The sequence below is a fragment of the Ferroglobus sp. genome, from assembly GCF_015521575.1.
Lineage (GTDB): Archaea > Halobacteriota > Archaeoglobi > Archaeoglobales > Archaeoglobaceae > Ferroglobus.
In genome coordinates, this window is record NZ_WANY01000193.1 from 1 (window position 1) to 3,607 (window position 3,607).

The window sequence follows — 3,607 nt, forward strand, 5'->3', positions numbered from 1 at the left end:
CTCCACGATTTGACATGATATATTATTGTCAACAATATAAGTTTAATGGTTTTTAATGAGTGTTGAAGCGAAGCAATAAGTTGGCTGGATAATTATTTTGCTCATTTATTATTTAATTTTTGATAAAATAGATTTTAACTCTTCAATTTTCATAGCCTCTTCAACCTTTCCCGCCTCATACAGAGCGGTGGCAAGAAGCAGCCTGATGTTTTTATCTTCCCTAATTTCAAGGGCTTTTTTGAAATGATTTACAGCTTCATCAAATTTTCCCGCCTTCATCGCAGCCACTCCAACAATGTGGTGGGATTCAAAAGTGTCATATCCGTTAAGCAACTCTTTAACAGCTTCGAACTCCCCCTTATCCGCTTTTATCGAAGCCAACCCAAAGAGTGCTTCTTCATCAAATTCGACTTCCAGCTGCTTTTCCAAAGCGTACTCTGCTTCTTCAACCATTCCGAGAGACAACGCTTTCTTAGCCACCTCCTTCAGAGGTTTATCAGGTTCAAGAAAACTTAAAGCTTTCAGGTAAGCCTTGTCGAGAATCTCTCTCGCCCCTTTCAAAGCGTAGTAGCCGTGTCCAGGAAATATCGCTGAGATTTCCATCTTCCTCAAATGCCTCAGCGAAATTATGTAATCTACCAACCTCCCTCCAAGGCTCTCGTCAATTACAGGGTTAACAACGACCGCATCTCCTGAAAAGAGGGCATGTTTTTCTTTAAGATAAAGGCTGAGCGAATCTATCGTGTGCCCCGGAGTCTTCAGAATTAACGCTTCTTCTCCTCCGAAATTAATGTTCTCTCCACCCCTGACTCCCACAACTCTCACTTTCTTCCCAAACGTTTTCGCTCTTTTTTCTATCGCATCCCTCATAAGTTCGTGAACGTAAATTTCGACGTTATCGAAATCTTTGTAGGCTCTAAAGAGTTCAAGCAAGCCGAGGGTGTGATCGTTGTGGGAATGTGTCAAAAAAATCTGATCGATTTCGGAGATTTCTCCTACTTCTTCTTTAAACTCGAAAAAAGCCGTGTAATCGTTTCCAACATCGATTAGAGCAATCGAAGAGTGTTTGAGTGCGTAAATGTTGGAAGAAAAGCCGTAACCTTCCAAAAATAAAAGGTTTTTAAAACCTTCAACTTTTTCCCACATTCTACTCAACGTAGTCAAGGGTGTAGTGGAGCTTTAACCTTTCGTCTGGCCAGAACTTTCTCTGCTTTGTTTCTCCCGGATAAACTTCCTTCTCTTCTCCGTCCTGAATTATCGCATTTACTGTCAGCTCCAAGAAGTGCCATGCTGTAAGCTTGTACTTCGCTATGAAGTCATGGTCGACAACAACAGCCATTCCGGTGAATCTTGAGGTTTCCCAGACGAATTCTTCGTTGGGCTCAGCCACAACTTCTCCTGTTTTTCCGGCGTATATTTTTTCCACTACTCCCTTTACTTTATCTCCGGGCTTCAGCTTGTAATCTTCGTAGAGTTCTTTTGGCAGGTAGAACCACAAAGCTTCCTCGTTCTTCGCTTTCACGTATCCCCTTACGAGCATCGGATCGTAGCCGCATAAGACAACTCTCATTTTCTCCGGCATTTTTATCACCACTATTAATCATGGTTTAAGGGAAGAATAAAAACATTACTCTTTTCACCAGATGAGCCGACAACGAAACATGGAGTTCGAGTATAAGGGGAGGAAGGTGAAGGTTCAAACCCTTGAAAAGGGAAAGGATTACTCGACGATGGTCGTCCACTTCGAACTTCCGAATTCTGAACACCACGGCTTTCTACTCAAAGTGGGAGATAAAATAGTTGCAAAGGGAGAAATAGCAAAAGCTGTGAGGGATGCGAAAATAAACGGAGTGGAGATGGCTGTAGCTCCTCCGGCTGATACGAACGCTTTGATAATGCTGAGAATCAGTGGAGAAGAGAGGGAAATTCTCGAAAAGGTTTTGGAGATCGTCGAAAGCTTTCTGAAGGAGAGGGGTCTGATTTGAGGAGAGTAAGATTCGGAGAAACCGATCCCTTCGGCGTGACTTACTTCGTTTCCTACTTTAACTACTTCAAAGAGGCTTTAGACGAGTTTTTGAGAGAGAAGGGAATAAAACCGGAGCTCTTTTACAGAAATCCTCAGGAAAACTACGCTTTCCCGATAGTCTATGCGGAGGGGAAATTCAGATCTCCTACAAAATACGACGATGAGCTTGAAATCGTCGTTTCCGTTGAGGAGTTGAAAGAAAGCAGCGTTACATTTCGATTCGAGGCGAGAAGAAAAGATTTGGTCGTCGCCGAAGGTAAAATTTCGTGCGTTTGCATAGATAAAAGCTGGAAGAGAAGGAAGATGCCCGAAGAGGTCAGAAAGGTTCTTCAAAGCTGAACTACAAGAAGATGATTTCCGTAGGGTTTAAGGGAATAGTCCAATCCAATCTTTTCAAAAAATTCTTCTATCTCCCTTAAAGATGGGAAAGACCTGAAGCCCGGGATTAAAGAATAATAAAGGTTGAACAGCTCCACCCTCTCCGGCTGCAAATCGACGAACAGCTCCGAGAAAATAGCTATGCTCCCCTCGTATCCCAAAGCTTCCAAGGCGTTTCTTAAAATTCCGCTGATAGATGAATATTCGGCTACTGCTGAAATTATCGCTACATCGTAATTTTTATTGAAATGGATTCTCGATTCCGCTTTGGAATGAATTAACCTCACTCTATCGATCAATTTTTCGTTTCTACATTTCTTTTCCGCTATGTTGAGGAGGGGTTTTGAATAATCGATCCCCACATACAACCCCGAACTTCCGATGAGAGAGGAGTAGAATTTCGGTGATGCGCTTCCGCAACCAAAATCAACAATCTTGTCTCCAGAGCCTATTCCGAGGATTTCTGCAATAGCTCTTCTGACATATCTGTAAACTCCCGATTCAAGCCAGAGGTTCCAGAGGTCAGCATCTTTTATGAATCCGAGAGTTATGTTCGGATGTTCCGGATGGATTAAAGCGTAGTAAGAGGAGCGATCCATTGCATCAACAAGATCAAGGATTTTACCGTCCCTACAAATCTTTAAAGCTTCGCAGGCTTTGCTTAGCACACTCTTATCGAATCTCTCTCCATACTTCTTCGACCTTTCGGCATAGTCTCTATTCGCATAATTCCCATTAAATCTCAGCAGGAAAACGTAGGATTTCAGAACCATATAACCGTAAATCGAATCCATCATCGCATCGAGCTCGTGCAGTAACTTCATCATATGTAGTCACCGTAAACCTCTCTGACGTATTCCACAACTTTTCTGCCGAGGTCCGTTATGCGGTAATACTTGTAACCGTCTTTTTCGATCACCTCAACAAGTCCAAGTTCGATGAGGGAACTCGAACCATTGTATCTGTTCCCCATCCCCTTCAAACAGCCAAGAACATTAGTGGGATCGCTCCTCACCCTCCTCGAAATATTCGCGAGATAGTCGTAATTCGGATAAATGCTGTAAAGGTAAAAAAGTACTTTTTTGCGAAGAGAGCTTTTATTTATGCTCCTTAGAATGTGGGGGTCGATCGTAATAATGTGGGGAGACTCGAACATCTTTAGCTCACCTATTACTATCATTATCACTATGCACTATATAAGAA

The 3,607-nt window shown here is 42.5% G+C and carries 6 protein-coding genes; 2 read left to right on the forward strand and 4 right to left on the reverse strand.

The genetic code is table 11. The features are described from left to right. Window positions 1-108: 108 nt before the first annotated feature. Together F7C14_RS07570 and F7C14_RS07575 are read right to left on the reverse strand one after the other, a co-directional pair. Window positions 109-1,146 (reverse strand): MBL fold metallo-hydrolase, encoded by a 1,038-nt coding sequence (locus tag F7C14_RS07570; protein ID WP_290901519.1) that lies wholly within the window; start codon window positions 1,144-1,146, stop codon window positions 109-111. Between the two features lies 1 nt (window position 1,147). Further along, complete coding sequence (locus F7C14_RS07575) at window positions 1,148-1,582, reverse strand: hypothetical protein (RefSeq protein ID WP_290901508.1); 435 nt, start codon at window positions 1,580-1,582, stop codon at window positions 1,148-1,150. 79 nt (window positions 1,583-1,661) lie between these two features. Between F7C14_RS07575 and F7C14_RS07580 the strand changes: the two genes are divergently transcribed. Beyond that, a complete protein-coding gene (locus tag F7C14_RS07580) occupies window positions 1,662-1,985 on the forward strand; it encodes a hypothetical protein (RefSeq protein WP_290901511.1) in 324 nt (107 codons plus the stop codon). Beyond that, window positions 1,982-2,365 (forward strand): thioesterase family protein, encoded by a 384-nt coding sequence (locus tag F7C14_RS07585; RefSeq protein WP_290901513.1) that lies wholly within the window; start codon window positions 1,982-1,984, stop codon window positions 2,363-2,365. The genes F7C14_RS07580 and F7C14_RS07585 overlap by 4 nt, the downstream gene beginning before the upstream one ends. Here the strand turns inward: F7C14_RS07585 and F7C14_RS07590 are convergent. Beyond that, complete coding sequence (locus tag F7C14_RS07590) at window positions 2,356-3,231, reverse strand: methyltransferase domain-containing protein (protein WP_290901515.1); 876 nt, start codon at window positions 3,229-3,231, stop codon at window positions 2,356-2,358. The two genes, F7C14_RS07585 and F7C14_RS07590, sit on opposite strands and share 10 nt — an antisense overlap. After that, the gene (locus F7C14_RS07595) at window positions 3,228-3,584 is read right to left on the reverse strand and encodes an archaellum operon transcriptional activator EarA family protein (RefSeq protein ID WP_290901517.1); all 357 of its coding nucleotides are present in this window, start codon (window positions 3,582-3,584) and stop codon (window positions 3,228-3,230) included. Before F7C14_RS07595 ends, F7C14_RS07590 begins: the two co-directional genes overlap by 4 nt. Between the last annotated feature and the right edge of the window lie 23 nt (window positions 3,585-3,607).

Bases quoted from the DNA above. Each gene is read 5' to 3' on its own strand.
- F7C14_RS07595 (WP_290901517.1), bottom strand. From the start codon at position 3,584: ATGATAGTAATAGGTGAGCTAAAGATGTTCGAGTCTCCCCACATTATT.
- F7C14_RS07580 (WP_290901511.1), top strand. From the start codon at position 1,662: ATGGAGTTCGAGTATAAGGGGAGGAAGGTGAAGGTTCAAACCCTTGAA.
- F7C14_RS07575 (WP_290901508.1), bottom strand. From the start codon at position 1,582: ATGCCGGAGAAAATGAGAGTTGTCTTATGCGGCTACGATCCGATGCTC.
- F7C14_RS07590 (WP_290901515.1), bottom strand. From the start codon at position 3,231: ATGATGAAGTTACTGCACGAGCTCGATGCGATGATGGATTCGATTTAC.
- F7C14_RS07570 (WP_290901519.1), bottom strand. From the start codon at position 1,146: ATGTGGGAAAAAGTTGAAGGTTTTAAAAACCTTTTATTTTTGGAAGGT.